This is a genomic window from Aquabacterium sp. (assembly GCF_036279655.1).
Lineage (GTDB): Bacteria > Pseudomonadota > Gammaproteobacteria > Burkholderiales > Burkholderiaceae_C > Aquabacterium.
Genome location: NZ_DASUIT010000002.1, coordinates 1 through 24,681 on the forward strand (window position 1 = coordinate 1; position 24,681 = coordinate 24,681).

Consider the following 24,681-nt stretch of genomic DNA (forward strand, 5'->3'; position numbering starts at 1 on the left):
GATTGGGGAATGATCTGGTGCTGGTGGCCCGCACAGGGCAGTCTGCCGTGGTCCGTGTGGTGAACAACTTCGTGATCAATCCCCTGACAGGTCAGGAAGAGGGCTTGATCGATCGCATCCAGATGAATTCAGGGGCCGCCGTCTGGGATGCCGCCGAGATCCTGCGCCGCACGACACTCGACAACACCATCCCGACAGACGGTGCCGATGTGTTGACGGGAACAGCCTTCGATGATCTGTTCCAGGGCAGCCCTGGCGATGACTCCCTCGTGGGTTGGGGCGGCGCTGACACCCTGATCGGCGGGGAGGGCGCAGACACCATGCGGGGAGGCCGAGGCAACGATGTCTACTTTGTGGATTCCTCGTTGGATCGGGTCCACGAATACAAAATGACGGACAGTTACGGCAACTTGGTCAGTGAAGGCGTGGATGAGGTGCATACCAATCTCTCCGAGTACACCTTGCCAGACAATGTGGAGAACCTGGTCATGGGAGGCAAGCTGGGCTCTGCACCCGATCAGCGGGGGGTGATGACTGGCAAGGCGGGCGTTCGGCATGGCATTGGCAACGGCTATGACAACCTGATGACCGGGGGCCCTGGCGATGAGTGGTTTGAAGGGGCTGGTGGACTCGATCGGTTGCTGGGCGGTGCAGGCAATGACACCTTGGAGGGCGGCTCTGGGCGAGACACCCTGGAGGGCGGTCTGGGGGACGACGTCTACTTTCTGCGTCAGCGGTTCTACGGAGATTCTGATATCGACGACAAGATCATTGAACGCAGCGATGAGGGCATCGACACGGTGGATACCGACCTCGCGGCGTACACAGCCGCAGCCAACATCGAACAGGTGTTCACCACGGGAGCCAGCGTGACCGGCAACGAGCTGAACAATGTGCTGCGCGGTGGTGGCACGGCCACGGTGCTGTCCGGCATGTCAGGCCACGATACGCTCGAAGGTGGGGGTGGGGGCGACACCTATCGCGGGGGGCTGGGCAACGATCTGCTGCTTGCGGCCGATGTGACGTCCAACGATACCTTCATCTGGGGCATCGGTGATGGTGCGGACACGATTGTCGATGCGGGCGGCGGGGCAGACCAGTTGAACATCACGGGGGGCAGCCTCCCCGAGCAGCTGTGGTTCAGCAGGTCCGGAGATGATCTGCTGGTGTCCATCATCGGAACGACTGACAGCGTCACGGTATCGCGATGGTTTGTCGACGATGGCGCCCACCGGATCGAGCGGATGACGCTGGCAGATGGGCAGGACATTCTGGCAGCCGGTGTCGAATCACTGGTCAACGAGATGGCCGCCTTTGCGCCCCCCCTGGAGGGGCAGATGAGCTTGCCGGCCGACGTGCGGGCATCACTGTCGGGTGTGATCACCACGGCCTGGGCTGGATGAGCGGGGCGCTGCCTGACGATGCACGCGTGTCGTCGGTCCGGCGTTGTGTGGCGCAGGCCGATGCCATGCTGGCGCATCGGCAGCCCAAGGAGGCAGTTGCCATCCTGAAGGCTGGTCTGTCACAGGTCGGAGAGGGAAGTGCGCGATTGCTGCTGTTGCAGCGATTGCTGCAGGTCCTGATCCAGGTGGGTGCCTGCCAGGAGGCCCGAGTCTGGGTGCAGCGTGGGGCTGCCCTGTGGTCGTCCGAGCGCGAACAGCCGACGTGGTTCAAGGACATGGCCTGGTGCCTTCAAGAGGCTTGGTGGTCATCCTTGACAGGGCCTTCCGTCGCGCTGAAGCGATTGCAAGGCGCAGATGCTGCTTGGCTCAAGGATCTATTTGCCGACGAAGATTTTTCGGCATGGGTCAATCGCGATTACGGTGAGAGGATCCGGCACAGCAGTCTCGACACGATCGCAGGGCAACTGGCGTTGCAGTGGGGTCAGGCGCCCGCACATCTGGGCGCGCAGGTTTACCGCATCGAGCGCCACGACGGTCGTCCTCTGGGGTTGACCAGTCTGGTGGGGATCGATGTGCCCAGTCGGCGTGCTGAGTTCATCATCGGGCTGGCCGATGACCAGGCCACTCACGCTCAAGCCATCGAGACGGGCACGCTGCTCTTGGACTGGGCGTTCCGCGTGATCGAGTTGCACAAGGTCTTTGTGACCGTCTACAGCGACAACCCCCGACTGCCTGCGCTGAAGCGCATCCTGTGCTCCCTTGGGTTCCAGGAAGAGGGCTGCCAGCGTCAGCACCTCCGTCTGCAAACCGGTGCCTATGTGGATCTGCACCTGCTGGGCGCGATCAGAGGCGAGGTGCATGCGAACCCGCTGGCGCGCCGACTGTTGCAGCGCTATGCCAAGCAAGACGGGGAGGGAGTCCACGCACCGGCGATAATTGCTCCTTGATTCTTCATTGACGCCCCATGAAAGCCTCCCAGTTCTTCATCTCCACCCTCAAGGAAGCCCCGGCCGATGCCGAGATCGTCAGCCACAAGCTGATGATGCGCGCCGGTTTCATCAAGAAGCTGGGGGCGGGCCTGTACACCTACATGCCCATGGGCCTGCGCACCATCCGCAAGGTCGAGGCCATCATCCGTGACGAGCTGAACCAGGCCGGCGCCGTCGAGCTGACCATGCCCGTGGTGCAGCCGGCCGAGCTGTGGCAGGAAACCGGCCGCTTCGACAAGATGGGCGACGAGTTGCTGCGCTTCAAGGACCGCCACCAGCGCGACTTTGTCATCCAGCCCACTGCCGAAGAAGTGGTGACCGACATCGCCCGTCAGGAGTTGCGCAGCTACCGTCAGTTGCCCAAGAATTTCTACCAGATCCAGACCAAGTTCCGCGACGAGCGCCGCCCGCGCTTTGGCATCATGCGCGGCCGCGAGTTCACCATGAAGGACGCCTACTCCTTCGACCGCGATGTCGAAGGCGCTGGCAAGACCTACGACGCCATGTTCGCGGCCTACACCCGCATCTTCGAGCGTCTGGGCCTGCAGTTCCGCGCGGTGGCCGCCGACACCGGCGCCATCGGGGGTGATCGCTCGCACGAGTTCCAGGTCATTGCCGACACGGGCGAGGACGCCATCGTCTACTGCCCCACGGGCGAGTACGCCGCCAACATCGAGCTGGCCGAGGCCCTGCCCCTGATCGCCCAGCGCGATGCCGCCAAGCTCTCCCTGGAGAAAGTGGCCACGCCCGGCAAGAGCACCTGCCCTGAGGTGGCCGAGTTGCTGGGCCTGCCCCTGTGGCAGACCGTCAAGTCCCTGGTGCTGGCCACCGACCAGCTCAACGAGCATGGCGAGATCGTCCAGTCCACCGTCTGGCTGCTGCTGGTGCGTGGCGACCACGACCTCAACGAAGTCAAGGCCGGCAAGATCGAGCTGCCTGATGGCTCGGGCCTCAAGGCGGGTTTCCGCTTCGCTACTGAGAGCGAGATCGTCGCCCACTTCGGTTGCAAGCCTGGCTACCTGGGCCCGGTCAAGCTCCTGAAGCCCGTCAAGATCGTGGCCGACCGCACGGTGGCGAACATGGCGGATTTTGTCTGTGGCGCCAACGAAGAGGGTTTCCACCTCCAGGGTGTCAACTGGGGCCGCGATCTGCCCGAACCCGATCTGGTGGCCGACATCCGCAATGTGGTCGAGGGCGATCCTTCGCCCGATGGCAAGGGCGTGCTGGCCATCCAGCGCGGCATCGAGGTCGGCCACGTGTTCTACCTGGGCACCAAGTACTCCAAGGCCATGAACGCCACCTTCCTGGACGTGGACGGCAAGCCCAAGCCCTTCGAGATGGGCTGCTACGGCATCGGCGTGACCCGCATCCTGGGCGCGGCCATCGAGCAAAAGCACGACGAGCGCGGCATCATCTGGCCGGACGCCATTGCGCCCTTCACCGTGGTGATCTGCCCCGTGGGCTATGACCGCTCCGAAGACGTCAAGGCCGCCGCCGACAAGCTGCACGACGAGCTGGCCGCCCGTGGTGTCGACGTGATCCTGGACGACCGTGGCGAGCGCCCCGGTGCCATGTTTGCCGACTGGGAGCTCATCGGCGTGCCGCACCGTGTGGTGCTGGGCGACAAGGGCCTCAAGGAAGGCCTGGCCGAATACCAGGGCCGTCAGGACGCCGCCGCGACCAAAGTGCCTGCGTCGGACGTGCTCACGCACGTGCTGGCCGAGCTCAAATTGGGCTGATGCCCAGTGCGGCTTTGGTGTAGTGTGCGCGGTATGACCCTGGGAATGCGCTCATCGACCTCACCCTCACGCCAACGGCGGCCCTGGCAGGCCGTGGTGGCGCTGTGGGGGGCTTTGGCGCTGGGTGGTGGGCAGGCCTGGGCTGGCGCCCAGGTCGAGGAGCCGCTGGCCAATGCCGTGCGCACGGCGCTGTCGGCGGCGGTGGGCAATGCGGCCCCACCCGCGCCGGTGTTCGCCGACGCCGCCCAGAAAATGGCTTACGAGCGCTGGGTGGCTGCCACCGAGACCCGCCTGATCAAACGCAAGCCTGATGACCTGGTGCGGCGTGAGTTTCTGCAGACCGTCTGGTACGAGGCCAAGCGCGCCGGGCTGGACCCGACCCTGGTGCTGGGCCTCATCGAGGTGGAAAGCGGTTTCCGCAAGCACGCGATCTCATCGGCCGGGGCTCGGGGCTACATGCAGGTCATGCCCTTCTGGACGCGCACCATCGGGGACGGTGATGCCAGCCGCCTGTTCCACATGCAGACCAATCTGCGCTTTGGCTGCGTGATCCTGCGCCACTATCTGGACCGGGAAAAGGGCAATATGTTCCTGGCCCTGGGCCGCTACAACGGTAGCCGTGGGCGGGCCGAGTATCCCAATCTGGTGTTTGGCGCCGAGCGCCGCTGGCAAGCGCTGATCCAGCGTGAGACCCAGGTGGCGGGCCTCACGCCTGCTCAAGCTCAGACGCGCGCGCGCTGACGGCGGCGGGCCACGGCCGAGATGCCGACCAGGCCCAGGCCCATCAGAGCCCAGGTGCTCGGTTCAGGCACGGCACCCGCTGCAGCATAGAAGTTATGGTTCAGGTTGATGTTGGAACCTGATCCGACCACCAGCCAGGTGCGCACATCCGAGGTGTTGGTGACAGTCATGGTGAAGGAGATCGAATCTCCTCCCGTCACGGGGTCAGTGTGCCCCTGGGCGCCGTTCAATTCGCCGGTCCAGTTCAGATTGGTGAGCTGACTGTTGGCCGCATCCACGAACATGATGTCATCCATGGTCAATCCCTCGGGGATCTGCAGCAGCACCGAGAACATGTCGATGGATGCGTGCGCGTCATAGACGCTGAGATCCGTCAGACCATCGGCAAAAGTCAAGGTGCTGGTAAAACTCATGGTCCCCGTCAAGGTCGCCTGACTGCCGGGAGCCAGTGCAATGCCACCGAACACGGGGACGGTGTTCGGATCCACCCCCTCGGGCAGTATCCCAGGTGAAAAGATCTGGGGGCTGATGCCGGTGTCCATGTGACTGAACGCGTGGCCCACCAGGCCTTCGGTGTAAGGCTCGGTGTCGATGTGTTGCACGAGTGTCAGCGCATCATTGTTCAGGGCAACGGACGCCTCAAAATTAGCCCGGGGCGTGCTCACCGACAGCACAGCGGGAATGTCATCGACCGGCAGTGGATTGCTCAGAAACGTGTCGGAGCTATCTTCTGGCGCCTGGTAGAGCATGTACTGCAGCGGGGCCCACTGGGCATCTCCTGTGGCCTGCAGCCAGGGGTAGGCCACGTTGCCTGCCGTATCGGTCACGGTGAGTTGCAGGTTCTCATATCGCATATCGATGTCAATGGCGGCTTGTGCCGACAGCGAACTCAGGGCGAGAACCGTGCCCCCGATGAGGGTGAATGGACGTGCGCGGAAAAATGCCATGCTGGTGCTCCTCTGCTTTGATGGAATGCCAGCAGTATGTGTCTTTTTGCCGGAATTGGGCACCGGGCTGACCCTGAAATGGGTGTCATGCCCCTTGGGCTGGGGGTCAAAGACCCGTCCAGCGCTGTGGCGAGGCCTGTCCGACTCCCACCATCTGCAGCACCCGCTCGACCGTGTCATTGACCAGCTCGTCAATGCTTTGGGGCCGGTGATAGAAGGCGGGCAAGGGTGGGAAGATGATGCCGCCCATCTCGGTGACGGCGGTCATGTTGCGCAGGTGGGCCAGGTTGAAGGGCGTCTCGCGCACCATCAGCACCAGGCGTCGGCGTTCCTTGAGGGTGACGTCGGCCGCGCGAGTGAGCAGGTTGTCGCCCATGCCGTGGGCCACGGCTGCGAGGGTCTTCATGGAGCAGGGCGCCACCACCATCGCATCGGTGGTGAAGCTGCCGCTGGCGATGCAGGCGCCCACATCCCCGGGGGAATGGGCCTGACCGGCCAGGGCCTCCAGGGCCGAGCGGTCCAGCCCCAGTTCGTGGTGCACATTGAGCAGCCCGGCCGAGGTCACCACCAGGTGGGTGTGCACGCCCAGTGCGCGGGCGCGCTCCAGCAGGCGCACGCCATAGAGCGCGCCACTGGCGCCGGTGATGCCGACGATCAGGCGTGGGGCACGGGTGCTCACGGTGGGCTTACTGCGAGCCCGACAAGACTTGTTGCAATTCACCGGCCTGGTACATCTCCATCATGATGTCCGAGCCGCCGATGAATTCACCGTGGATGTAGAGTTGAGGGATGGTGGGCCAGTTGGCGTATTCCTTGATGCCCTGGCGGATTTCTTCGTCTTCCAGCACGTTCACGGTCTGGAGATCGTTCACGCCGCAGGCTTTGAGGATCTGCACGGCACGGCCGGAAAAGCCGCATTGGGGGAACTGGGCATTGCCCTTCATGAAGAGCACCACACGGTGGCTCTTGACGAGGGCATCGATGCGCTGTTGAACGTCGCTCATGGTATGAAATCGGAGGCGGTGAATGAAAACAGGCCTGTTATAACAGGCCTGTGAAGCTGGTGCATTGATCCGGGATTGTCCCAGACTTGGCTGCAGGGGCGGCGCGTCAGAACGCGTAATTGACGCTGAACTTGAGCACGGGGCGCAGGCGCAACTCGCGCACCAGTTCATCCACACCCTGGTCCCCCTGGAGCACCCGGCTGATGCGGCCGATGTTGCCGGAGTTCAGCGAGATCAGACCCAGGTCGGCATTGAAATGCCAGGCCCCCTGGCCCGCAGCCTCGGTCAGCCGGCCGCTGTAACCCGCACCCACATAAGGCACGGTGCGATTGGGCGATTCGGTCAGTGCGCCCAGGCTCGGATGGCCTGCCAGCCCCAGCACATCGACGCGCTGCAGGCTCATGTGGGTGCCGCCTTCACCGGGTGGCATGCTCCACCAGGGCAGGTTCGTGGCACCTCGCACCAGACCCGCCGTGGCGCGGAAGCCGCCCGAAAAATAGTAGTCGGACAAGAGGTGCATGCTGTGCACCTTCAGGCCCATGCCCTCGTTTTGCGACAGGGCGTAGGGATGGCGCACGGGGTCTGCACCGCTGTTGAGCACCAGACCCAGGCGGCCCTCCCAGTGCGGCCACAGGGTGTCCAGCTGTGTGCCGTCCAGGGCCAGGCCACGGCCCTCCTGCGCATGCGCCAAGTTCAGGCCACTGCTGAGTGACACACCCAGCAAGGCACCCGCCACGGCCGTCTGGCGCAGCAAGTTTCGGGTCGAGGTGGTCAGGGCAAGCAATGCGGACGACATGAACGTCTCCCGTGAACCGGGCGCCAACGCAGCACCCATGTCTTCATGCTATGCCTGTGCTCTTCGTTTGTGGCGCGGAAATGTCACCGGCAGTGTCTGCTTATTCACGCATGGGGGCCCCCGCCCACGGGGGAGGGTGGGTCAACCCTCGCAGGTTTACCCCTTGCCTTTGCGATGTGCTGAGCGTGCGCACGAAAGCGGGCGCTCACATTGCGTGTGCGTTCCTCGGCCGGCTCACGCCACCCCGGGTGAAGCTCACTGCGGCAAATTGGCAACGCCGCCCAGGCGGCCGCCGGTGCAACGGGGCTGGCCACCCAGATCACGGTGGGTGCTCACCTCGGTAAAGCCGTGCTGGCGCAGCAGGGCCTGAACCGCCTCGTGCTGGTCATAGCCATGTTCCAGCAGCAGCCAGCCGCCCGGCACCAGGTGGGCGGGCGCAGTGGCGATGATCTGCCGCAGATCGTTCAGCCCGTCGGGCCCCGCGGTGAGCGCCGAGATGGGCTCGAAGCGCAGGGCGGGCAGGTGGGGGTCGCCCTCGGCGATGTAAGGCGGGTTGCTGACGATCAGATCGAAGCGCTCGCCTGCCACCGGCTCGAACCAGGATCCCAGAGTGAACCGCACGGGCAGGTGCAGGCGCAGTGCGTTGGCCTGCGCCACGGCCAGGGCGGTGGGGCTGGCGTCCACGGCGCAGACCTGTGCGCCCGGACGCTCGTGCTGCAGGGCCAGCGCAATCGCACCGCTGCCCGTGCCCAGGTCCAGCACCCTGAAGGCGGCGGCTGCTGTGCTGGGGATCAAACTCAGCGCCCATTCCACCAGGGTTTCGGTGTCGGGCCGGGGCACCAGCACCTCGGGCGACACGCTCAGGCTCAGGCCAAAGAACTCTTTTTCGCCCAGCACATAGGCCAGGGGCTCGCCACTGGCACGTCGTTGCACCAGGGGGGTGAAGCGGGCGATCACCTCGGGCGGCAGGGCATCGGTGTCGTGCGCCATCAGCCAACTGCGGGGGCGTGCCAGCACGGCGCACAGCAGCAGTTGGGCGTCCAGACGGTCCACACCCAGGCCACGGGCCCAGTCCAAGGCGCCGCTCACGGTCATCACAGCAGCCTCAGACACCGGTGGCGGCTTCCAGCTCGGCCAACTGATCTGCCGCCTGTGCGGACAGCAGTGCGGCGATCACGTCGTCCAACTCGCCCTCCATGATGGTGGTCAGCTTGTAGAGCGTGAGGTTGATGCGGTGGTCGGTCAGGCGGCCCTGGGGGAAGTTGTAGGTGCGGATGCGATCGGAGCGGTCGCCACTGCCGATCAGGCCCTTGCGCAGTGCCGCCTCCTTGGCGGCCCGCTCGCTGCGCTCTTTCTCCTGGATGCGGGCCTGCAGCACCTGCAAGGCCTTGGCCTTGTTGCTGTGCTGACTGCGCCCGTCCTGGCATTCGGCCACGATGCCCGTGGGCAAATGCACCACACGCACGGCCGAATCGGTCTTGTTGATGTGCTGCCCACCCGCACCGCTGGCACGGAAGGTGTCGATCCGCAAATCGGCCGGGTTGAGCTTGACAGCCTCGGCTTCATCCGGTTCGGGCATCACGGCCACAGTGCAGGCGCTGGTGTGGATGCGTCCCTGCGTTTCGGTGGCCGGCACGCGCTGAACCCGATGGCCACCGGATTCGAACCTGAGCTGCCCGTAGACGCCCGCGCCTTCGATGCGAAAGACCACTTCCTTGTAGCCGCCCAGGTCCGATTCGTTGGCCGACATCAGCTCGCAGCGCCAGCCTTGCCGCTCGGCAAAGCGCGTGTACATGCGGGCCAGATCGCCCGCGAACAGGGCGGATTCGTCTCCACCGGTGCCAGCACGGATCTCGACAAAGGCATTGCGCGCGTCGTCGGGATCCTTGGGCAAGAGGGCTTTTTGCAGCTCGGCTTCCAGGGTGAGCAGATCTGCCTCGGCCTGTGCGACTTCGTCGATGGCCATGGCGCGCATGTCCGGGTCATCGCCCAGGTCCTGGATCATCTGCCGGGCGGTGGACAGATCGTTCGTCCGCTGGGCGTGCCGCCGGGCCATGTCGCAGACGCTGCCGACGTCGGCGTGCTCGCGTGACAGATCGCGGTAGCGCTTGGGGTCCGCCGCGACCTGCGGGTCCGACAAGGCTTCGTCCAGTTCGCGCAGCCGGTGGGAGAGGCGGTCGAGCGAGGCGGCGAGCGATGGGGCCAGGCCCGCGCTCACGAACGGCCCCCCGTGGGTTCATCGCCCGAGGACGTGCGCCCGGGGGGGAGCTCGCCGCGGAGGAACAGGCGCGACACCGTCTGTGCCACCTGCGGGCGGTGGCTCGGGTCCGCGCTGTGCAGCTCTGCCAGGGCGCCGTGCAGCATCTTCTGGGTCAGGCCCTTGGCCAGCACCTCCATCACGGCATCCACGTCTTCGCCCTTGGCCAACAGCTTGCGGGCGCGGGCCAGTTCGGTGTGGCGCCAGGCCTCGGCCTGCGATTGCAGGGCCTGGATCAGCGGCACGGTGGCGCGTTGGTCCAGCCAGTGCACAAAGCCCTGCACACCGGTTTCGATGATGGCCTCGGCCTGGGCCACGGCCGCCTGGCGCTTGCTGCCGGCGGTCTGCACCACGGCGCTGAGGTCGTCCACGGTGTAGAGGTAGGCATCGGGCAGATCGGCCACTTCGGGCTCGATGTCGCGCGGCACGGCCAGGTCCACCATGAAGATGGGGCGGCGCTTGCGCGCCTTGATGGCCCGCTCGACCGCGCCCAGGCCAATGATGGGCAAGGTGCTGGCCGTGCAGGACACCACGATGTCGAACTCGTGCAGGCGGTGGGGCAGGTCGGCCAGGCGGATGGATTCGGCGCCCAGGTGGCTGGCCAGCTTCTCGCCACGCTCCAGCGTGCGGTTGGCCACGGCCATGGACCGGGGCGTGCGCGCGGCAAAGTGCGTGGCGCACAGCTCGATCATCTCGCCCGCCCCCACAAACAGCACGCGTGTGCGGGACAGGTCTTCGAACAGTTGCCCGGCCAGGCGCACGGCAGCGGCGGCCATGCTGATGGAGTGGGCGCCGATCTCGGTCGAGGTGCGCACCTCCTTGGCCACGGCAAAGCCGCGCTGGAACATCTGGTGCAGGGTGGTGCCCAGGGTGCCGGCGGCATCGGCCTCGCGCACGGCCTGCTTCATCTGGCCCAGGATCTGGGGCTCACCCAGTACCATGGAGTCCAGGCCGCTGGCCACGCGGAAGGCATGGCGCGCGGCGGCATCACCCTGCAGCACATAGGTGTGGCGCAGCAGCTCTTCAGGGGACACCTGGCCAACATTGGCCAGCCACTCGACGGCCTGACGCTGCAACTGGTGGGCCGAGTGCCCGCCCATGGCCGGCACGGCACAGTACAACTCGGTGCGGTTGCAGGTCGACAGCAGGGCTGCTTCGCCCGCCAGGCGGGTGTGCAGCGCCTGCAAGGTGGGGCGCAATTGGTCCACCGCGAAGGCGAACCGCCCCCGCAGATCGACTGCAGCGGTGGTGTGATTCAAGCCTAATGCGAGGACGCTCATTGCGGCAATTATAAAATCGAGCTCTTTGGCCTGGTCTGGGCACACTGATGAGTTTCTTAGACGCCCTTATCCACCTCGTGAATTTTGTGCTGCCAGCCCTGGGGATGGCCTTGATCCTGCCCAGTCTGGTGCGATTGTTGTGGTTCAAGCGCCTCAAAAGCGTGAGCTGGGCCCTGATGGCCCGGCGCGTGGCGCTGACCGGCCTGCTTGTGCTGGTGGCCGGCCTGGTCCTGGTGGGGCGCGATGGTGCCATGCGCACCTATGCGGCCCTGGTGATCGCCTCCACCGTGGTGGTCTGGTGGACGGCCTTCAAGGGCCGAGCCTGATGTTTGCCCTGAAAGCCCTGTCATGACCTACAGCGTCAAGGAAATCTTCTACACCCTGCAAGGCGAGGGCACCCATGCCGGGCGCCCGGCGGTCTTCTGCCGTTTCGCAGGGTGCAATCTCTGGACAGGGCGCGAAGAAGACCGCGCCAAGGCCATCTGCCAGTTCTGCGACACCGATTTTGTCGGCACGGACGGGCTGGGGGGCGGCAAGTTCGACACCCCGGCCGCCCTGGCCAAGCGCATCGCGTCTTTCTGGCCCGCCACGCCCGAGGGCCAGGCCGGCCGGCGTTTTGTCGTGCTCACCGGGGGCGAGCCCCTGCTGCAGGTCGACACGGCCCTGATCGATGCGCTGCATGCGCAGGGCTTCGAGATCGCGGTCGAAACCAATGGCACCATCGCCGCACCGGCGGGCCTGGACTGGATCTGCGTGAGCCCCAAGGCCGGCTCGACCCTGGTGCAGACCTCGGGCCATGAGCTCAAGGTGGTCGTGCCCCAGGCAGGTTTTGACGAGGCAGCGCTGCGCGCCTTTGACGCCATGGACTTTGCCCAGCGCCGCGTGCAACCCATGGACAGCGCCTCGCCCGAGGCCCGCCGCGTGGCCACCGAATGGGCCGTGCAGTGGTGCCTGGACCACCCGCGCTGGTTGCTCAGCGTGCAGACCCATAAGACACTGGGCATCCGCTGACGCGGGTGCTGCAGGAAACCACACGATGTTCGAGCTGAGTCAGACCTTTTCATTCGATGCCGCCCACACCCTCAAGCGCAAGGTGTCGCCCGAGGAAGCCGCCGGCAGCCGCCGCATCCACGGCCACACCTACACTGCCGAGGTGATGGTGCGCGGCGAGCGCCACCCCGAATCCGGCATGGTGGTCGACCTGGCCGTCTTGCGCGAGGTCATTGCCAGCGTGCGCAGCCAGCTGGATCATCACTTCCTGGACGAGGTCGCCGGCCTGGGCGCCCCCACGCTCGAAAACCTCTGCGTCTTCATCCATGAGCGTGTGCTGCCGCAGATCCCGCAGGTGTCCGGTGTGGCCGTGTCGCGCGCCGCCGGCGACCGCTGTGTTTACCGCCCCTGAGCCCCTCTCGATCCCAGCCATGACACAGCCCACCTGGTCCGAACGCAGCCGCCAGGCGGTCTGGCACCCTTGCACCCAGATGAAGGCGCACGAGCAGCACCCGCCGCGCGCCATCGTCGCTGCCGACGGCCCCTGGCTGATCGACGATCAGGGGCACCGCATCCTGGATGCCGTCAGCTCGTGGTGGGTCAACCTCTTCGGGCACAACTTCGGGCCCATCCGCGAGGCCATCACCGACCAGCTCGGTCGACTCGACCACATCATGCTGGCCGGCCTCACCCACCCGCCGGTGGTCGAGCTCTCCGAGCGGCTGGGGGCCTTGACGGGCCTGGGCCACGCCTTCTACGCCAGTGACGGCGCCAGTGCCACCGAAATCGCACTGAAGATGAGCGCCCACAGCTGGCGCAATCGGGGGCGCCCCGGCAAGCACCGATTCATCGGCCTGCAAGGTGGCTACCACGGTGAAACCGCGGGTGCGCTGTCCGTCACCGACATCCCGCTGTTCCGCGAGGCCTATGCGCCCCTGCTGCGCCTGAGCGCCACCTTGCCCTCTCCCGACCCACGTCATGCGGCGGCAGGCGTGAGCTCCGAGGCGCATCTGGAGCACTGCATCGATGCCCTGGCCGCCTACCTGGCCGAACACCACGAACACTTGGCCGCCATCATCCTGGAGCCCCTGGTGCAGGGTGCGGCCGGCATGGGCATGTATGCGCCGGACTACCTGGTCGCGGTGCGCCGCCTGTGTGATCACTACGAGGTGCACTGGATCGCCGACGAGATCGCCGTGGGCTTTGGCCGCACCGGCACCCTGTTCGCCCACCAGCAGGCGCTGGGGCCCGATGGCGTGGCCGTCAAGCCCGACTTCATCTGCCTGAGCAAGGGCCTGACCGGCGGCGTGCTGCCCCTGTCGTGCGTGTTGACCACCGACGAGGTCTATGCTGCCTTCTGGGACGACCGCACGGTGCATGGATTCCTGCATTCGCATTCCTACACCGGCAACCCCCTGGCCTGTCGCGCCGCGCTGGCCGTGCTGGACACCTTTGCCGCACGCGATGCGCAGGGGCAGGACGTGCTGGCCCGCAACCACGTGCTGGCCGAACAGTTGACCCGGCGGGCCGAGGTGCTGACACGCCATCCCCGTGTGCGCGCCTTTCGGCACATCGGCATGATCTGGGCCTGGGATGTGGACACCACCGAGCCCACCTTTGCCTCGCGATACCACCGCGCGGCCCTGCAGGCCGGCCTGCTGCTGCGCCCGATTGGCTCGACCCTGTACTTCATGCCCCCTTATGTGCTGACGCCCGCCGACCAGGAGTCCCTGGTCCACGGCGCCGTGGCCGTGCTCGACCAGGTGCTGGCCGAGATCGATGCCCTGGTGCCCGGCTCGGCGGGCCCCCAAGTGGAAGTGCCCGTGCCATGAGCGCCTATTTCATCACCGGCACCGACACCGGCGTGGGCAAGACCCGTGTGAGCTGTGCCCTGATCCATGCCTTGCGGCAGGCAGGCCATGCCCGCGTGGTGGGCATGAAGCCCGTGGCCGCGGGATGCGACTGGATCGACGGGCAGGACGGCCACCCGGGCCACTGGCTCAATGAGGATGTGGCCCAGTTGCGTGCGGCCTCCAGCCTGCAGGTGCCCTCATCCTTCGACAACCCCTATGCCCTGCCGGATGCGGTGTCGCCCCACATTGCGGCCCGCAACGACGAGGTGGTGATCGACCTGGGCCTGATCGAGGCCAGCTTCCATGCCCTGCGCCAGCACACCGATGCGGTGGTGGTGGAAGGGGCGGGGGGCTTCATCGTGCCCTTGAGTGAGGCCCCGGGCGAATGGGCCACCAGCGCCGACCTGGCGCAGCGCCTGCGCCTGCCGGTGATCCTGGTGGTGGGGCTGCGCCTGGGCTGCCTGAACCACGCCCTGCTGACGCAGGAGGCCATCTTGAACCGTGGTTTGACCCTGGCGGGCTGGGTGGCCAATCAGGTGGATCCGGCCATGCCGGCCGTGGACGAGAACGTCGAGACCCTGCGCCAGAGGATCCAGGCGCCCATGCTGGCGCGGTGGGGGTGGCAGCCACGAGTGGACGTTGGGGTGATGGGGCCAGAGATGATGCTGCCGACCATGAAGCACGGACAAGCCGACTCGAAGACGGAGGGCACTTCGCCGAGGCGCATGGACTGACGACAACTTCTGGATGCCGTATCACGGGAGGTTCTTGTTTGTACAGGCCCATCTTAGGGGTTGCTGCTGGCGCGATATGAAATTACATATTCATTTCGCAGCGTTGGGCTGCGGAAAAAACTTCATCGAGGAAAGTATGAATATGTCCATCAAAAAGGTTTTTGCTGGGGCGATCATGGCTGTGGCCTGCTTCAATGTGGCCGTTGCTGCCAATGTGACGTTGACAGCTGGGGCGCAGCAGTACACCACGTTCAGCGACCCTGCAGGGAGCGGTAAGCAAGTGACTCTGTCGGTCGGCGCGATGACCGGTCATCACCTGGAGTTGAGTAATGGGACGGGCACATTGGGGGGGATACCCACAACGTCTGTTGGTGGTTTTGTAGGTGAACTGAATTCCTTGAAATCCACTTTGAGTGCCACGGGCGCTGTCGTGAATTCTGTCTACGCACTTGTCGGAGGTCGAGTTAAGACGAGTACTAGGGCTTTGATTGCGTATGATGTTGCTGCGCAAAATGCAACGTTTGACTATTCGGCTGTTAAATTGCTTGAGGCGACTTCTGGTGGTGTTTTGGTAATATCAACTGACCCAATTCCAGGAATATGTAACGGAGGTGAAATTGCTATTAGAAATATGCGTGTTGATTATTCGTCAAAATCCATTTATGGGGATGTTGAGGTAATCCGAGGGGGTGTTGGCGGTTCAATGTTTTATCCGAATGCCGCCATTTGGACTTACGAGAGTATTGTGGGCAATTTGACCATTCCTGTGCGGGCGATGGCGGATAATGATTTGACTGCGCTTCAGCAGTTGGGTTATATGACACCTTTGCGCGGAACCCCAGGGGTTGACTTTAGTACAAAAATCGTTATCAGTGGTTTGAAGGTTACTCCCTCCGGATTGTCATATTTTGCTGATGGGCTAGGCTTGACGGTGGGGTCGGTTTACTATAATGTGATAAATCGGTTCAATACACTGCCTGATGGGTGGGGTATTATTTCTTTGGATTTGCGCTTGAAAAAGCAGTAAATGCAAGACTGGCATCATGTAAAGATGCCATGTTGAACGATTGCACTTCCTTTTGAGTGGTGCGCTCAATATGAGCGCACCACGCTCAGTGCAGGTTCTGCATGCAGATATCGGGGCCTGTGACGTTCAAGCCGTTGTCGCTGGGTAGACAGCTCCCAGCACCCTGGGGCCTGCAGCACCTGTCACAGCCGGTACATTCCCTGCCCGCCGATGCAGGGTTGCCCAGGCCAGCCAGGCAAAGGCTGCTGCCTCGACCTGCATGGGCGGCAGACCGCGCGCGCTGGAGTCGTGCACCGTGACCTCGGCGGGGGCATGCAGGCGCAAGCGGTTCATGAGGTGGCCATTGAGCGCCCCGCCCCCGCACACCAGCACCTCGTCGATGCCGGTCTCCAGGGCCTGGATGCAGCTCAACGCCGTGAGATCGCACAGGGTGGCCTGGACATCCGCAGCCTGGCTGGCCGATGGGGTGTCAGGCACGCCGCAGCGCCGCAGCCAGTCATCCAGCCAGCCTGAGTGGAACAGATCGCGGCCCGTGCTCTTGGGGGCGGGCAGGGCAAAGTAGGGCTCGGCCAGCGCGAGCGCCAGCCAGTCGGCCTGCACCTGCCCTGATTGCGCCCACACGCCATTGGCGTCGTAGGGCTGGCCGCGATGTCGTTGGCACCATAGGTCCATCAGCACATTGCCCGGGCCACAATCAAAGCCCAGCGGGGCCTGCAACTGAGCCGCGTCCGAGGGGGCCAGCAGACTGACGTTGGCGATGCCGCCAATATTGAGGGCCGCCACGGCATGGTCCGGGTGCGCGAACACGGCTTGGTGAAAGATGGGCACCAGCGGCGCCCCTTGTCCGCCCGCAGCCACATCCCGGCTGCGGAAGTCCGCCACCACGTCCAGCCCGGTCAGTTCGGCCAGCAGGGCAGGCGCCAGCAACTGCAGGGTGTAGCCCAGCTCGGGGCGATGTCGCACGGTCTGCCCATGCGCGCCGATGGCGGCGATGGGGTCGCTCTTGGCCGCATCCATCAGCTGATGGGTCACGCTGGCATAGGCGCGCGAAATGGCCTGAGCCGCCATGGCCGAGCGGTGCAATTCATCCGGGCCGCTGCGGTTGAGGGCCAGCAACTCAGCCCGAAGCGCTTCATCAAACGGCTCGTAGGCGTGGGCCATCACGCCCAGCCATTGCCCGTCGGGCCCCATGCGGGCCAGCACCCCATCCACCCCGTCCATCGAGGTGCCCGACATCAAGCCGATCAGGGCTTGATGGCCGTGTGTCATGGTGGCTTACTCGAAGCGCGGGCCGCTCTGGGCGCCGGCCACCTGCATCTGACCGGCCATGTCCAGGCGCTGGGCCGTGATCTGGGCGTGCTCGCGGTAGCGGGCCTGGGCCAGCGGCGAGATCTGCGTGCTCTCGGAGGAGCGGGCGATGGTCATTGGATCCACATGGCGGCCACCCACCTTGAACTCGAAGTGCAGGTGCGGGCCCGTGGCCCAGCCGGTGGAGCCCACCGTGCCCAGGGTCATGCCCTGTTCGAGCTTCTGGCCGCGCTGCACCATGATCTTGTGCAAGTGGGCGTACACGGTCACGCGGTCACCCGAGTGCGTGACCTGCACCACATTGCCATAGCCGTTCTGCACGCCCGCAAAAGTCACCACGCCGTCGCCCACGCTGCGCACTGGGGTGCCGGTCGGGGCGCCGTAGTCCACGCCCAGGTGCGCCTTCCAGCGCAACTGGATGGGGTGGAAGCGCATCGCGAACCCGGAGGTCACACGCGAGAAGGCCAGGGGCGATGCCAGGAAGGACTTGATCTTGCTGCGACCCGTGAGGTCGAAGTAGGCGCCCTTGCGGCCAGGTTCTTCAAACCAGACCGCATCGTGCGCCACACCCTTGTTGATGAAGCGCGCCGCCAGGACCTTGCCTGCCGAGCCACCCCAGGTGATGGGCTCGCCGTCGGCGGTGTGGCCCTCGTAGACCACACTGAAGGCGTCGCCCTTGCGCAGTTCGCGGCGGAAGTCGATGTCCGCGCTGAAGATTTCAGCGATCTGGTTGGTGATGGCGTCCGGCACGCCGGCGTCGTCGGCCGCGGCGTACAGCGAGGACTGGATGGTGCCGGCAGAGACCTGCTCACGCACCTGCAGCGGGGCTTGTTCCGTGTGGGCACTCAAGGCACCCTGAATCTGGTCACCGGCCCGGCGGATCGTCAGGCGGGTGAAGTGGGAGTCGATCTGTTCTGAATCGGCGGCAGGGCCGCGGGCGATCAACTCCACCAAGCGGCCATTGTCCGTCATGACCTTGATCATCTTGCCCGAGCGCCCCGACATCAGGGTGCTGGCCACGGCATCGCTGCGGATGAAGCGGGCGGCTTCGTCGTCGTCCACACCCAGGCGGCGCAGCAGCGAGTCGATGGTGTCGGACTGGCGGGTGACGTCGCTGCGGTAGAGCGTCAGGGGCTCACGGTCCAGGGCTTCCAGTTGGGCGCCCAGTTGCGGCAGAGGCAGGGCCACGTCGATCGTCGTCACCACCGGCAGGGGGCCGTTGTCGATCTGCGCGGTCAGGGGGGCCACACCGAAAGCGGTCATCGTGGAGCCTGCCAGCAGAGCCACCACCACGGCGGTCACGCGGCGGGGGTGTTCGTTCATCAGCCTGTTCAAGGGGGCCAGCCAGTGGCCCATCTGATTGCCCAAGTCAAAGCGATTCAAACGCTGTCCCCTAAAATGCCCCTTTGCCCACTGCGCAGAGCCTGATCCATGGAGCGGCACTGCGCGGGCGCGAGGCGCCTCGAAAGTGCCGAAGTATAGCCGCGGGTCTGGTGTGAAATGGATCACACCGCCCTCTTTACATCCCCTCGCTTGCCCTATGTCAACCCAAGAACATCCCATCACCGATCGCGTCCGTGAAGCCCTGGCCGTCACCCAGCGCGGCTGCGATGAACTGCTGCCCGAAGGCGAGTGGATCAAGAAGCTGGCCCGCTCCGAGGCCACGGGCGTGCCGCTGCGCATCAAGCTGGGCCTGGACCCCACCGCGCCCGACATCCATCTGGGCCACACGGTGGTGCTCAACAAGTTGCGCCAACTTCAGGATATCGGACACACCGTGATTTTCTTGATCGGTGACTTCACCTCGCTGATCGGAGATCCCTCCGGGCGCAACACCACGCGCCCCCCGCTGACGGCCGAGCAGGTCAAGGCGAACGCCGAGACTTACTACAAACAAGCCAGCCTGGTGCTGGACCCGGCCCGCACCGAGATCCGCTACAACAGCGAGTGGTGCGATGCCCTGGGCGCACGCGGCATGATCCAGCTGGCCAGCCGCTACACCGTGGCCCGCATGATGGAGCGCAATGACTTTCATGACCGCTTCCACGCCGGGAACGCCATCAGCGTGCACGAATTCCTCTACCCGCTGATGCAGGGCTACGACTCCGTGGCGCTCCGCTCCGATCTGGAGCTGGGCGGCACCGACCAGAAGTTCAATCTGCTCATGGGGCGCCATCTGCAGACCGAGTACGGCCAGGAGGCGCAGTGCATCCTGACCATGCCCCTGCTGGAAGGCCTGGATGGCGTCGAGAAGATGTCCAAGTCCAAGAACAACTACATCGGCATCAGCGAGGCGCCCAACGAGATGTTTGGCAAGCTCATGAGCATCAGCGACACCCTGATGTGGAAGTACTTCACCCTGCTGAGCTTCCTGCCGGAGGCGGACATCGCACGCTTGAGGGCAGATTGCGACGCCGGGCGCAATCCCCGCGATGCCAAGGTGTTACTGGCGCAAGAAATCGTGTCCAGATTTCACAATTCGAAAGCTGCCGAGGACGCCCTGGCGGACTTCAACAATCGCGCCCGGGGGGGCATTCCCGACGATCTGCCCGAGGTCTCTCTGGTGCTGCCAGAAGGGGCGGGCGAAGGGGCGGGTCTGGGCATCGGCGCGGTGCTGAAGCAGGCTGGTCTGGTGCCCTCGACCAGCGAGGCTCTGCGCATGGTGGAGCAGGGCGGTGTGAGAGTGGATGGCGGGGTGATCTCTGACAAGGGCTTGAAGCTGCCGGCGGGCAGCTATGTGGTCCAGGTGGGCAAGCGCAAGTTCGCCAAGGTCCATCTGGCTTGACAGGGTGAAAACCCTCCCCCCCAAATGAATGGTCTGGGAGGGAACTTGGTGTTTTCCTGAGGCGTATTCACTGTCGGTACAGGTCCACAACCGTTGTCCTGCCACCCCCTTCCCCGCTATGCTTTAGCCGTACAGACAAAACAAGTGTCTGTGCTTGGTGAAGGAAGACGCGGATGCCTTCACTGAAGCAAGAATTCCTCCAAAGGGCCGCTATAGAGAGTGGAGATAGACATGAAATTTGCATTGAAGAGCCTGGCTGCTGCTGCCCTGATCGCTGCTGTCAGCGCCGCCAGCGCTGCAGTCGTCACCGGTACCGTGGGTCAAGCCGTCGTTGTGACGGACGCCGCCTCGGGCCGTTCCGCTGAACTGAAGCTGCTGTCGGGTACCGGCGGTCTGTACTTCAGCAACGGCACGGGTGACCCCATCAACGGCACGCCCACGACTTCCGTGGGCGGTCTGGTCGGCGCCCTGAACGTCGGTAAGGTCGTTCTGACCCCCGCTGACGGTGCCATCGTGACGGAAACCATTCTGCCGATCGGTTCGCGTGTCAAGACCGACACCCGCGCCAAGGTTCAGATCGACGCTGCCGTGACCGCTCTGACGGCTGAGACCACCACCGGTGTGTTCCAGTCTGTGCAAGCTTTCGGTGGCGCTACCCAGAGCGCTGACTTCATCGCCGGCGTGCTGGAAGGCGGTACCGCTTCGATCACCAACCTGCGGATCGACCTGCTGAACAGCCGCGTGTACGCTGACGTGCTGGGCAATGCTGGCACCTCTTACGAGAACCGTCAGAACGGCCTGTACCTGTGGGACATCTCCAACATCCAAGGTCCCACCACGCTGGCTCCTTCCCTGCTGCTGGGTGCTGATCCCCAGGCTGCCATGACGGCTGCCGGCTACACCGTGTTGAGCAATGTCAATGGCCTGTACACCGTGCAAGCCAACAACATCCTCAGCGGCCTGAAGGTCACCACCGAAGGTTTCAACTTCTTCGCTGACGCCCTGGGTCTGACCCCTGGTTCGACTGGCTACACCACGCTGGCCAACGTGAACAACTTCGCTGAAGGCTGGGGTTCGATGAAGTCGACGCTGACCTTCACCGTGCGTGAAGTGCCCGAGCCCAGCACCTACGCCCTGATGGGTCTGGGTCTGGTGGGCATCAGCCTGGTTGCTCGTCGTCGCGCCAAGTAATTGGAGTGACCGCAAGATCCGGGGTGGTTTTTTGCCTCCCCGGATCCTTGCAACAAGCCGCTCATCCTTGGGCGGCTTTTTTGTTATTTAGTCTGGTGAACCGAGTGGAGACAGCATGAACCGATTTGGTTGGTCGCGGGCCTGCGTGAGTGCGGCTGTATGTGTGGCAATGACGATGGCTGCAGGTGTGGTGCGCGCTGAAGACGGCGGAGAGGATTCTCTGTCGCTGAAGATCGCGAAGGCGTTGAGAAGTGACCGACTTTTTGTTCGGGCAGGCGGCATTTACGTCAAGATCAAGACCAAATCCGGTGATACATATGACGTCACTGGTCCAGTGATGACTACTGCCGAGTTGGAAAACGTCTTCTACAACAATACCCCAGACGATGCGGAGCTTACGGCCTTATTGGCCAAGTATCCGAATGTTGATTTCACCCATGGTGTAGATCGACCTATAGATGTTTTCTATACTTTGTTCAGCCGTCAAGTTTCGGGCTCAGTTCCTGACGGATTTTTGCTTGATCCAACTTTTGGGCTGCCTTTGCTGACGAACTATCTGCGCTCGCAGAATCTTGTTGGAATTGGTACACCACCAGGCATCACCGGCGCGGCCTCTCCTGAGGCTGGAACGGCGGGGGTGAGTCTTGGATATTATCTAGATGACGACTACAAGTGGTTGGTCGAGTCTTATATTCTGGCAGCACCCATCAGCACGTCTGTCAGTGTGCGCGGTACGGCACCAAATCTGACCGGGGGGGGGACTCATCCGATCGCGATCAATGGTGCAAAGATCATTACGACGAAGATTGTGCCTCCATTGGTGATGTTCGGTCGCTATTGGGGAGACAAGAGTGCCAAATTCAGGCCCTATACGGGAGTTGCTGCCATGTATGCCATGTTCATGGATACAAAGGCAACGCAAACACTCAATAATTACGTTGGCGGAAGCAATCCAGGCGATACCACAGTTTCCCTAAAGAATGCATTTGGTATGGGGCCCGTGGTCGGTATGAAATATCAATATGATGACAAGTGGCATGCCAGCTTGAATGTAGGTCTTGTGAAGTTGAAAACGCAAGCAACTTTGACAACACGCAACACTTACATCGCGAGTGGGGCGGCGATTCTCAATGATCTTGGTGCCATATCAGAGAAGATCGCTACGGGTGAGGGTGTGTACGGAACGCCCGCAGGAAGCGGACCTGCTTTGGCCCGTGATGTGGTCGTGAGGAATGGTGGGTTGGTCACCATGATCACCAAGGGTGTCATCGCAGATCGATTTGCCGCTGGGCAAGGCGATGGCAAGACGTTGGGCACCTACGTCCGCAAGACAGATACCGAGCTGACCAACACCATCTTCATGTTCAGTGTGGGTCGAACCTTCTAACGATATCCGTTGCTCGGGTCGTGGGTGTTATCCCTGATCCGATCTGGTGTTTGTACGCACTTCACCCCCTCATTCGAGTGGGGTGAATAATGCGTATTTTGGTCGTTTTAAGGGTATCCATCTAGTGTCCGCATGCTCATGCGGCTGCTGAAGCGTCGCATGATAGAGGCCTTGCTTGAGTCCATCCATTCAGGAGCGCCGACACCATGTTTTCTACCAAATTCTCGCTGGGTTCCATTGCACTGGCAGCAGGTCTGCTGGCCTCGACAGCTGCATCGGCCCTGACTCTGAATACCACCGACCTCAAGGCCAACGCCACCTTTGCGTTCTCTACGCAGGCATTCGGTTCGGCAACCGCAGCCGGTGTGACGGTTGCTGCGGCCGGCAATACCACCCGGGGTGCCAATACGGCAGAAGGCAATCCGTCCTTCATCCTGCCTGTGACCAAGGCCATCGTGACCATCGGTTGGGATCTCAAGATCCGCACGCAGTCGGGTGAATCGTCTGGTGCCGCTCTGCGACTTGAAACGCCCAGCCTGGGTGGGGTTGGCGCACTGGCCAACTTCAACATCGACTACACGAAGAACATCGTGTACTGCGACATCATCGATGCCTTCCTGGGCACCACGGACGCCAAGGTCGCGCTGTACAACGGCAAGATCGTCAGCCCCGAAGTGATCTCTCTGAAGGGCTTTGTGTTGAATCAGCGCTCGGTGCTGGGCAACCTGATCTTCACGCCTGAGGCGGCCCAGAAGGTGGGCGATGTCCTGCTGATCGACGAGGTGCTGCGCGCGTCTCTGGCCACCATCGATTGGGGCACCATCGAGGCCGTGGTGACCTCGTACAAGCGTCCCAACAAGATCTCCAACGCACCGTTCACGTTGACGTCCATGGGTTATTGATGCGCTGAACATCAGATTTCAGTCTTTCGGGTCGGGGGGCAGTCTCAATGAGGCTGCCCCCCGATGGCTTTTGGGGCCCAAGTACGTGTTCGCCCTAGGCACCCCCCCTCATTCGAGTGGGGTGAAAAGTGGTCATCGCCAAGGCTTGTTAGGGCAAGTCTCTAGCCCTCATCAACCACAAGGCGTAACGCGACATGCATCATAGAGGCGTCGGTTGAGACAAACACTTTTTCGGAGTTACATACCATGATCGCTTCTTCTAAAATCGCTCTGACCTCTGTCGCCATGGCTCTGGGCCTGGCTGCTGCCTCCTCGGCTTCGGCCCTGACGCTGGACACCTCTGGCCTGAAGGCCAACGCCACCTTCGCGTTCTCGACGCAAGCGTTTGGCTCGGCAACTGCCGCTGGTGTGACGATCGCTGCTGCTGGCAACACCACGCAAGGTGCCAACACCGCTGAAGGCAACCCCACCTTCATCATGCCCGTGACCAAGGCCACCGTGTCCATCGGTTGGGACCTGAAGATCAAGACCCAATCGGGTGAGTCCCTGGGTTCGGCTCTGCGCCTGGAAACGCCAGCTCTGGGTGGCGTCGGCGCTCTGGCCAACTTCACCATCGACTACACGAAGAACATCGTGTACTGCGACATCATCGACGCCTACATGGGCACGACCGCTCCGAAGGTTGCCCTGTACACCGGCAAGATGGTTGGTGCAGAAGTCATCTCCCTGAAGGGCCTGGTCCTGAACCAGAACTCCACCCTGGGCAACCTGATCTTCACGGCTGATGCCGCTCAAAAGGTGGGCGACGTTCTCCTGATCGACGAAGTCCTGCGCGCTTCGCTGGCCACCATCGACTGGGGCACCATCAATGCCGTGGTGACCTCCTACAAGCGTCCCAACAAGATCTCCAACAAGGCCTTCACGCTGGCCGACATGTGATTTCAATCGGTTCAGCCGGTGTGGGTCACTCCACCGGCTGCCGATCGATCATGAGCAAAGCCCCGGCATCATTGCCGGGGCTTTTTTTGTATTCAGGTCTTGTGAGATCAAGCGTCAGGGGCGCTCTCGCCCGACATACCATTCAGCAAATGCCTTGACGCCAGTGTCCAGGCTGGTGTGAGGCGAAGCGCCGGTCCATTGCTTCAGCGCATCGACATCGGCGTATGTGGCCACCACATCACCCGGCTGCATGGGCTGGAAGTCCTTGAGGGCTGTCTTGCCCAGGGCCGATTCCATCGCACCAATGAAGTCCATCAGGGCGACGGGCTCACTGTGGCCGATGTTGAAGACGCGGTAGGGCGCCCAGGAGGATGCGGGTGTGGGCTGCTCACGCCGGAAGGCCTCATCG

At 63.5% G+C, this 24,681-nt stretch carries 24 protein-coding genes and 1 pseudogene; 15 read left to right on the plus strand and 10 right to left on the minus strand.

What is annotated here, in order from left to right; translation table 11 throughout:
* The 4 genes from VFW84_RS00020 to VFW84_RS00035 form a co-directional block, all read left to right on the plus strand.
* Window positions 1–1,403, plus strand: a 1,403-nt coding sequence (locus VFW84_RS00020; protein ID WP_329678371.1) for a calcium-binding protein, incomplete at its 5' end; no start/stop codon positions are given.
* On the plus strand, window positions 1,400–2,350 hold the full coding sequence (locus VFW84_RS00025; RefSeq protein ID WP_329678372.1) for a GNAT family protein: 951 nt from the start codon (window positions 1,400–1,402) through the stop codon (window positions 2,348–2,350). The genes VFW84_RS00020 and VFW84_RS00025, both read left to right, overlap by 4 nt.
* 17 nt (window positions 2,351–2,367) lie before the next feature.
* Complete coding sequence (locus tag VFW84_RS00030) at window positions 2,368–4,131, plus strand: proline--tRNA ligase (protein ID WP_329678373.1); 1,764 nt, start codon at window positions 2,368–2,370, stop codon at window positions 4,129–4,131.
* A gap of 33 nt (window positions 4,132–4,164) precedes the next feature.
* Window positions 4,165–4,872 carry a lytic transglycosylase domain-containing protein gene (locus tag VFW84_RS00035; protein WP_329678374.1) on the plus strand — a complete coding sequence of 236 codons (708 nt, stop codon included), beginning with the start codon at window positions 4,165–4,167 and terminating at the stop codon, window positions 4,870–4,872.
* Here VFW84_RS00035 and VFW84_RS00040 read toward each other — a convergent pair.
* The 7 genes from VFW84_RS00040 to hemA form a co-directional block, all read right to left on the minus strand.
* On the minus strand, window positions 4,854–5,819 hold the full coding sequence (locus VFW84_RS00040) for a PEP-CTERM sorting domain-containing protein (protein ID WP_329678375.1): 966 nt from the start codon (window positions 5,817–5,819) through the stop codon (window positions 4,854–4,856). The two genes, VFW84_RS00035 and VFW84_RS00040, sit on opposite strands and share 19 nt — an antisense overlap.
* 106 nt (window positions 5,820–5,925) lie before the next feature.
* Window positions 5,926–6,498 carry a UbiX family flavin prenyltransferase gene (locus VFW84_RS00045; RefSeq protein WP_329678376.1) on the minus strand — a complete coding sequence of 191 codons (573 nt, stop codon included), beginning with the start codon at window positions 6,496–6,498 and terminating at the stop codon, window positions 5,926–5,928.
* Between the two features lie 7 nt (window positions 6,499–6,505).
* Complete coding sequence (grxD, locus tag VFW84_RS00050) at window positions 6,506–6,823, minus strand: Grx4 family monothiol glutaredoxin (protein ID WP_329678377.1); 318 nt, start codon at window positions 6,821–6,823, stop codon at window positions 6,506–6,508.
* 106 nt (window positions 6,824–6,929) lie between these two features.
* On the minus strand, window positions 6,930–7,619 hold the full coding sequence (locus VFW84_RS00055; protein WP_329678378.1) for a hypothetical protein: 690 nt from the start codon (window positions 7,617–7,619) through the stop codon (window positions 6,930–6,932).
* 255 nt (window positions 7,620–7,874) lie between these two features.
* On the minus strand, window positions 7,875–8,714 hold the full coding sequence (gene prmC, locus VFW84_RS00060) for a peptide chain release factor N(5)-glutamine methyltransferase (RefSeq protein WP_329678379.1): 840 nt from the start codon (window positions 8,712–8,714) through the stop codon (window positions 7,875–7,877).
* A gap of 10 nt (window positions 8,715–8,724) precedes the next feature.
* On the minus strand, window positions 8,725–9,825 hold the full coding sequence (gene prfA / locus VFW84_RS00065) for a peptide chain release factor 1 (protein ID WP_329678394.1): 1,101 nt from the start codon (window positions 9,823–9,825) through the stop codon (window positions 8,725–8,727).
* 8 nt (window positions 9,826–9,833) lie between these two features.
* Window positions 9,834–11,156: a glutamyl-tRNA reductase gene (gene hemA, locus VFW84_RS00070; RefSeq protein WP_329678380.1), complete on the minus strand. Its 1,323-nt coding sequence runs from the start codon at window positions 11,154–11,156 to the stop codon at window positions 9,834–9,836.
* Between the two features lie 77 nt (window positions 11,157–11,233).
* Here hemA and VFW84_RS00075 point away from each other — a divergent pair, with 77 nt between their 5' ends.
* From VFW84_RS00075 to VFW84_RS00100, 6 genes are all read left to right on the plus strand, one after another.
* Window positions 11,234–11,482 (plus strand): hypothetical protein, encoded by a 249-nt coding sequence (locus VFW84_RS00075; RefSeq protein ID WP_329678381.1) that lies wholly within the window; start codon window positions 11,234–11,236, stop codon window positions 11,480–11,482.
* A gap of 22 nt (window positions 11,483–11,504) precedes the next feature.
* Window positions 11,505–12,167, plus strand: coding sequence for a 7-carboxy-7-deazaguanine synthase (queE, locus tag VFW84_RS00080; RefSeq protein ID WP_329678382.1), 663 nt, complete (start codon window positions 11,505–11,507; stop codon window positions 12,165–12,167).
* 25 nt (window positions 12,168–12,192) lie between these two features.
* Complete coding sequence (locus VFW84_RS00085) at window positions 12,193–12,558, plus strand: 6-carboxytetrahydropterin synthase (RefSeq protein WP_329678383.1); 366 nt, start codon at window positions 12,193–12,195, stop codon at window positions 12,556–12,558.
* Window positions 12,559–12,577: 19 nt separating this feature from the next.
* Window positions 12,578–13,978 carry an adenosylmethionine--8-amino-7-oxononanoate transaminase gene (gene bioA / locus VFW84_RS00090; RefSeq protein ID WP_329678384.1) on the plus strand — a complete coding sequence of 467 codons (1,401 nt, stop codon included), beginning with the start codon at window positions 12,578–12,580 and terminating at the stop codon, window positions 13,976–13,978.
* Window positions 13,975–14,733 carry a dethiobiotin synthase gene (gene bioD / locus VFW84_RS00095; RefSeq protein ID WP_329678385.1) on the plus strand — a complete coding sequence of 253 codons (759 nt, stop codon included), beginning with the start codon at window positions 13,975–13,977 and terminating at the stop codon, window positions 14,731–14,733. The genes bioA and bioD overlap by 4 nt, the downstream gene beginning before the upstream one ends.
* 76 nt (window positions 14,734–14,809) lie before the next feature.
* Window positions 14,810–15,760, plus strand: a complete 951-nt coding sequence (locus VFW84_RS00100) for a hypothetical protein (RefSeq protein ID WP_329678386.1) — start codon at window positions 14,810–14,812, stop codon at window positions 15,758–15,760.
* Between the two features lie 126 nt (window positions 15,761–15,886).
* Here VFW84_RS00100 and VFW84_RS00105 read toward each other — a convergent pair whose 3' ends face one another.
* Both VFW84_RS00105 and VFW84_RS00110 read right to left on the minus strand, forming a co-directional pair.
* Window positions 15,887–17,029 (minus strand): anhydro-N-acetylmuramic acid kinase, encoded by a 1,143-nt coding sequence (locus tag VFW84_RS00105; RefSeq protein ID WP_329678387.1) that lies wholly within the window; start codon window positions 17,027–17,029, stop codon window positions 15,887–15,889.
* 6 nt (window positions 17,030–17,035) lie between these two features.
* A complete protein-coding gene (locus VFW84_RS00110; protein WP_329678388.1) occupies window positions 17,036–18,391 on the minus strand; it encodes a M23 family metallopeptidase in 1,356 nt (451 codons plus the stop codon).
* Between the two features lie 217 nt (window positions 18,392–18,608).
* On the opposite strand from VFW84_RS00110, the gene tyrS reads away from it, so the two are divergent.
* The 5 genes from tyrS to VFW84_RS00135 all read left to right on the plus strand — a co-directional run bounded on the left by tyrS (window position 18,609) and on the right by VFW84_RS00135 (window position 24,272).
* A complete protein-coding gene (gene tyrS, locus VFW84_RS00115) occupies window positions 18,609–19,853 on the plus strand; it encodes a tyrosine--tRNA ligase (protein WP_329678389.1) in 1,245 nt (414 codons plus the stop codon).
* A gap of 231 nt (window positions 19,854–20,084) precedes the next feature.
* The gene (locus tag VFW84_RS00120) at window positions 20,085–21,044 is read left to right on the plus strand and encodes a PEP-CTERM sorting domain-containing protein (RefSeq protein WP_329678390.1); all 960 of its coding nucleotides are present in this window, start codon (window positions 20,085–20,087) and stop codon (window positions 21,042–21,044) included.
* 115 nt (window positions 21,045–21,159) lie between these two features.
* The gene (locus VFW84_RS00125) at window positions 21,160–22,431 is read left to right on the plus strand and encodes an OmpW/AlkL family protein (protein ID WP_329678391.1); all 1,272 of its coding nucleotides are present in this window, start codon (window positions 21,160–21,162) and stop codon (window positions 22,429–22,431) included.
* Window positions 22,432–22,637: 206 nt separating this feature from the next.
* The gene (locus tag VFW84_RS00130; RefSeq protein WP_329678392.1) at window positions 22,638–23,333 is read left to right on the plus strand and encodes a hypothetical protein; all 696 of its coding nucleotides are present in this window, start codon (window positions 22,638–22,640) and stop codon (window positions 23,331–23,333) included.
* A gap of 246 nt (window positions 23,334–23,579) precedes the next feature.
* Window positions 23,580–24,272: a hypothetical protein gene (locus VFW84_RS00135; RefSeq protein WP_329678393.1), complete on the plus strand. Its 693-nt coding sequence runs from the start codon at window positions 23,580–23,582 to the stop codon at window positions 24,270–24,272.
* A gap of 114 nt (window positions 24,273–24,386) precedes the next feature.
* Here VFW84_RS00135 and VFW84_RS00140 read toward each other — a convergent pair.
* Window positions 24,387–24,681: pseudogene (locus VFW84_RS00140) on the minus strand (protein CapI); the annotation flags it as partial.